3 protein-coding genes and 2 pseudogenes are annotated in these 4,580 nt (G+C 73.9%); 3 read left to right on the top strand and 2 right to left on the bottom strand.

The features are described 5' to 3' along the window. Nucleotides 1-724, top strand: a pseudogene (locus tag ABD308_RS21940) (hypothetical protein); the annotation flags it as partial. A 112-nt stretch (nt 725-836) separates the two neighbouring features. Here ABD308_RS21940 and ABD308_RS21935 read toward each other — a convergent pair. Then, nucleotides 837-2,135 (bottom strand): ABC transporter substrate-binding protein, encoded by a 1,299-nt coding sequence (locus ABD308_RS21935; protein ID WP_344337815.1) that lies wholly within the window; start codon nt 2,133-2,135, stop codon nt 837-839. Between the two features lie 173 nt (nt 2,136-2,308). On the opposite strand from ABD308_RS21935, the gene ABD308_RS21930 reads away from it, so the two are divergent. Further along, nucleotides 2,309-2,824, top strand: a complete 516-nt coding sequence (locus ABD308_RS21930) for an SCO4402 family protein (protein ID WP_344337813.1) — start codon at nt 2,309-2,311, stop codon at nt 2,822-2,824. A gap of 124 nt (nt 2,825-2,948) precedes the next feature. Continuing rightward, entirely contained in the window at nt 2,949-3,815 is an 867-nt protein-coding gene (gene purU, locus ABD308_RS21925; protein ID WP_344337811.1) for a formyltetrahydrofolate deformylase, read from the top strand. A 43-nt stretch (nt 3,816-3,858) separates the two neighbouring features. On the opposite strand, the pseudogene ABD308_RS21920 reads toward purU, so the two are convergent. After that, nucleotides 3,859-4,580, bottom strand: a pseudogene (locus tag ABD308_RS21920) (hypothetical protein); the annotation flags it as partial.

The raw sequence follows: 4,580 nt of genomic DNA, 5'->3' as shown, positions 1-4,580 counted from the left end.
CGACCAGCCCGCGCCGGACTACCCGGACCACCCGGGCGAGGCCGCGGCGGGGCGGGACGGCGGCCGGGGCGGGCGTTCCTCGTCCAGGCTGCTGATCGGCGGCGTGGTGGCGGGCGGCGTGGCGGCGGCCATCCTGGTCGCGGTGCTGCTGAACGGCGACGACGAGACCGCCGGCACGGAGAAGAAGGCCGTCCCGGCGGTCACCGGCACCGGCACCGGCGGAACGGCCGCCGCCCCCGTGCAGAGCGCCGGCCCGACGACCGCCTCGGTCGACCCGGCGGTCAAGGCCCAGGCCCAGGCGCTGTCCGACCTGCTCGGCACCGCCAACGACAGCCGGCAGGCCGTGATCAGCGCGGTCGCCTCGGTGCAGAAGTGCGACAAGCTGCCGGAGTCGCAGCAGGCGCTGACCGCCGCGGCCGGGCAGCGCCGGGAACTGCAGACCAAGCTGGCCGGGCTGAAGACCGACAAGCTGCCCAGTGGCCCGCAGCTGGTGGAGCAGCTGAACGCGGCGTGGACGGCCTCGGCGACCGCCGACGACGAGTACGCGGCCTGGGCCGGGGACGCCCAGGGCGGCTGCGACCCGAAGAAGAACGACAACCAGCACTACAAGAACGCCGTCGCCGCGAGCGGCACCGCGACCACCGCGAAGAAGCAGGCGGCCGGGCTCTGGAACACCGTCGCCGGCCAGACCGGCCTGCCGACCCGCACCGACGGCGACCTCTGATCCTCCGCCGGTCCTCCGCCGAGCCGTCATCCGGCGGCGCGGGGCACGGCGAAGGGCCCGACCGGTACGGCCGGGCCCTTCCGGGGACCGCGGGGCGGGGCGGGGCGACGGCTCAGGCCGGCGGCTTGCCCCCGGTGAGCACCCAGCGCACGTCCACGAAGCCCGGCCGCTGCAGGGTGAGCTGCCCGGTCCTCACCTCCTGGAAGGTGACCCAGGTGTTCACCAGCCGGGGCGACTCGCTGCTCGGCAGCATGTTGGTGGTCGCCCAGTTCAGCGGCGGGGTGAGCCCGACGTCGATCTGCTCGCCGCCGTCCAGCAGCGCGGTGATCGTCTTGGCGCTGATCTGGCGCCCGGACGCGGCCAGCCGGTCGGCGACCTGGCGGAACACCTCGAAGGCCACCCAGGTGGTCTGCACCCCGGGGTCGGCGGCGTCGATGGGCCGGCCGGCCATGTTGGCGCGGATCACCCCGCGCAGGCCGTCCCAGGCCTTGGCGGACTCCGGCGGGTACCAGCCGGTCACGAAGGCGCCGGCGAGCGGGCCGGCGTCGCCGCCGGTGGAGTCGACCACCGACTGCTGCACGCTGCCGATCACCGAGGCGTACCGGGTGTTCTTGGCCCCGGTCCGGCGGAAGGCGTCGAGCAGGTTGCCGGTCGGCTCGGCACCCAGTGCGCTGGTGACGCAGTTGCCCGGCTGGTCGCCGCCGATCGCCTTGCGGGCCACCGGCGTGTAGTCGTTGGACTTCTCCGGAGCCTTGACGTCCTGCAGCTTGATCCCGGCCGGCTTGAGCGCGTTGCCCAGGTAGCCGAGCAGGCTGTCGCCGGCCGGGGTGTCCGGGCGGATCAGCGAGACCGCCTTGCAGCCGGCCTCCACCAGTTGCCGGCCGCTGCCGCCGACCAGGGCGGGCAGGCCGCCGCCGACCGGGTAGGACAGCGGGCTGCTGAACTCCAGCTGGGACAGGCCGTAGCCGCCGATCAGCGGGATCCCGGCCCGCTCCAGGACGGGCATGAAGTCGTCGCCGTACTGGCTGAAGGAGCCGAGCACCGCGACCGCCTTGGCGTCCACCGCCTGCTGCGCGCAGGCCTTGGCACCGTCGGCGGTGTTGTGCTCGTTGCAGGTGATCACCCGCAGCCGGCGGCCGTGCAGGCCGCCCTTGACGTTGATGTCCCGGCCGATGGCCTCGGCCAGGTCGGTCATCCCGGGGCGGTCGGCCGAGCCGGTGCCGGACGGCGCCCAGGTCATCACGGTGAGGTCGCCGCTGCCAGTGGCGGCATCGGCCGGTCCGCCGCACGCGGAGGCCGAGAAGAGGGTTGGGAGCAACGCGGCGGCGGTCGCCGCGGCGGCGAGCGGGCGCCGGCGGCGCCGTCCCGCGATCGGGTGCATGGCCTGGGACGAGCCCCTACGGCTGGTCATCGGTCTTCCCTCCCTGGGCGCTGTGCTGCGCACCGGTTCCAGCCAATCCCCGCAGCCGCAAGCCGAGAGGGCCGTCCAGCCAACGGATGGCAAACGGGGAGGGAAATCCAAGGGGGGACGCGTGTAGATCAGGAGTGGAGTACGAACGGTGGGGGAACGTACGATCGTTCCCCATGTCCGCCAGCACAGAATCTTCGTATCGGTCTGCCCGAAACCCTTCTCGTCCGGGCCACCGCTCCAGCACGATGGGCGGCATGCCGCTCAACGACCTGCCCTGGTGGCGCTGGCGGGCCCGGCTCCGCTCGGCGCTGCACATGCTCTCCGACCCCGGGTTCCAGCGCGACGCCTGGCTGGCCGGCCGCGCGGGGTACGGCGACGTCACCGACGCCGTCTACCGCCTGGTCGAGGACACCTGGCTGGACCGCTGGTCGGCCGAGAAGTACGTCGGCACGATCTTCCGGGACTCCGCCGAGGCCACCCTGGTGGACGTCGCGGTGCTGCGGGTGGTGCGGATCCTGCACGAGGTCGGCGCGGACGCCCCGGCCTCCGCGTACCTGGAGCACCACGGCTGGCCGGAGGCGGTCCGGGCGGCCCGCGAGGCGCACGTCAAGCTGGCCGTCAACGACGGCGAGGACCCGGACGTCCCGCCGCGCTCGCTGGACGTGCTGCGGATCCTGACCCAGGTCTGAGGGGGGCGCGACCCGCTCCGGGGCGGCCCGTCCCGCACTGCGGGCAGCCCGGTGGGGGGCGTCCCGGAGTGTGACACGCTGGAGCATTCACACCAGCACGAGCTCAGGACGGGATACCCCCACCGTGGAACAGCAGCCGGCCAGCGCCCAGTACGTCCTCACGCTGTCCTGCCCCGACAAGCAGGGCATCGTCCACGCGGTCTCCAGCTACCTCTTCATGACCGGGTGCAACATCATCGACAGCCAGCAGTTCGGTGACGGGGACAGCGGTCTGTTCTTCATGCGGGTGCACTTCTCCGTCGCCGAGCCGGTGACCGTCGACAAGCTGCGGGCGAGCTTCGCCGCGATCGGCGCCTCGTTCGGGATGGACTGGCAGATCCACCCGAGCGACGAGAAGCTCCGGGTCGTCCTCATGGTCAGCAGGTTCGGGCACTGCCTGAACGACCTGCTGTTCCGCACCCGGATCGGCGCGCTGCCGGTGGAGATCGCCGCGGTGGTCTCCAACCACACCGACTTCCGCGACCTCACCGAGGGCTACGGCATCCCGTTCCGCCACATCCCGGTGACCAGGGAGAACAAGGCCGAGGCGGAGCAGGAGCTGCTGGACCTGGTCGCGAAGGAGAACGTCGAGCTGGTCGTGCTGGCCCGCTACATGCAGGTGCTGTCGGACCAGCTGTGCACCGCGCTCTCCGGCAAGGTGATCAACATCCACCACTCCTTCCTGCCGAGCTTCAAGGGCGCCAAGCCGTACCACCAGGCGCACGCCCGGGGCGTGAAGCTGATCGGCGCCACCGCGCACTACGTCACCGCCGACCTCGACGAGGGCCCGATCATCGAGCAGGAGGTGGCCCGGGTGACCCACGACGTCACCCCGGACCAGCTGGTCGCGCTCGGCCGGGACGTCGAGTGCCAGGCGCTGGCCCGCGCGGTGAAGTGGCACAGCGAGCACCGGGTGCTGCTGAACGGCACCCGGACGGTGGTCTTCGCCTGACCGGTGAGCCGCTGCGGGCGGCCGCGAGCGGGCTGAGGGCGGGCTACGGGCGGGAGAGCAGCGGCGTCGCGCGCAGCACCTCGCGGATCGCGGCCCGGTCGCCGTGCTCGCCGACCGGCAGCCGGTCCGGGTCCCGGTGCGCCGCGGCCAGCTGGCAGAACTCCAGTCCGTCCAGCACCATCGCGGCCACCGGCTCGCCGACCGGCGGGCCCGCGTCCGGGCCGTCCAGCGGTATCAGCCACTCGCCGGACGCCGGGCCGTCGATCACCAGCCGGATCCGGCGGCCGGCCCGGCCCCCGTCCGCGCGTCCGGGTGCGCCGACCGGCGCCCCGGTGAGCTCGGGGTGGGCCGCCCGCTGTCCGGCCAGCGCCAGCGGCAGCATCCGGACGGCCAGGTCGATCATCTGCCGGAGGTGCTGCGGGGCCGGCGGGTCGTAGGGGTAGGCGACCGCGCGGGCGACGTCCTCCCCGTGCACGTAGCACTCGAAGGCCCGGTCGACGAAGGCGTCCCGGAGCGGGACGGTCGCGAAGCCGAAGTCCACCGGGGTGCTGCCCTGCGGGGCGAGCGCGGCCGAGCGGACCAGTTCGTGGCAGTGCCGGCGCCACCGGGCGCGGATCCGCTGCGGCGGCTGGCCGGCCTGCTCGGCGGTGAGCCGGGCGGTGCGGTCGGTGATGATCCGGGTCCAGCGCCGGCCGGCCTGCGGCGGTACCCGGGGGACCGGCGGCAGGACGGCCTCCTGCGGCGGGACCCGGCGCTCGGCGGGCG

It is taken from the genome of Kitasatospora putterlickiae (assembly GCF_039527695.1).
GTDB lineage: Bacteria > Actinomycetota > Actinomycetes > Streptomycetales > Streptomycetaceae > Kitasatospora > Kitasatospora putterlickiae.
The sequence above is the reverse complement of the archived record's forward strand: the minus strand, read 5'-3'. Positions and strand labels throughout refer to the sequence as shown.

What these genes read in the sequence shown, in the direction of transcription:
- ABD308_RS21930 (WP_344337813.1), top strand. Translation starts at nt 2,309, where the DNA reads ATGTCCGCCAGCACAGAATCTTCGTATCGGTCTGCCCGAAACCCTTCT.
- ABD308_RS21935 (WP_344337815.1), bottom strand. Translation starts at nt 2,135, where the DNA reads ATGACCAGCCGTAGGGGCTCGTCCCAGGCCATGCACCCGATCGCGGGA.